Genomic DNA, 667 nt, shown 5'->3' on the forward strand with positions numbered 1-667 from the left:
GCAGTTGTAGCAGGTAGTGCTGGATCTGCTCGGCATCATAGTTTTCCAGTAAATACTGCGCATTGAGCAGGTTTTCGACCGGATATTGTTGCTGCAGTTGTGCCAGCATCATCACTTCACGAATGGCTGGTGGGGGCTCACGGAACTGGAACTGCAGGGTTGCCAGTTCGCGGATCTCTTCATAGAGATCCGGGTCCAGTCCTTGCGCCTGGAGTAAGTGAATATAGGCAAACACCTGCTCGGTAATGGCATCAATCTGCTGCAGTCCGGCTTCTGTCAGTTCGATTTCAATCTGAAAAGCGGCTTGCTCCGGCAGATCGATGGCGGTGAAGGCGGCCAGTCCGGTGGCCAGTTCAGCATCTTTGAGCCAGGCGAACAGACTGCCTTCACCCTCGTATCCGATCAGGCTGGCAATGAAATACAGGGGTTTGTTGCGCCACTGTTCCCGAATCGGATCGATCGGAAAGAGCAAAGACAGGGAGCGCTGCTGACGCAGTGTCTGGATCTCCAGTTGCAGTGGCAGCTGACCAGGCTCAAACAGGGGTTCCAGATCCCGGTATGCGGTGGCGTTAAAGTTGGCAATGTCGCTGAAGCGCATCTCCACCAGTTCACGCAATTCCTCCAGAGACTGTGGTCCACTGACCACCAGACTCATCAGGTTGGCAGA

The 667-nt window shown here is 54.6% G+C and carries 1 protein-coding gene; it reads right to left on the reverse strand.

The features are described 5' to 3' along the window. Positions 1 to 667, reverse strand: a 667-nt coding sequence (locus ADINL_RS13910) for an insulinase family protein (protein WP_036549388.1), incomplete at both ends; no start/stop codon positions are given.

The organism is Nitrincola lacisaponensis (genome assembly GCF_000691225.1).
GTDB lineage: Bacteria > Pseudomonadota > Gammaproteobacteria > Pseudomonadales > Balneatricaceae > Nitrincola > Nitrincola lacisaponensis.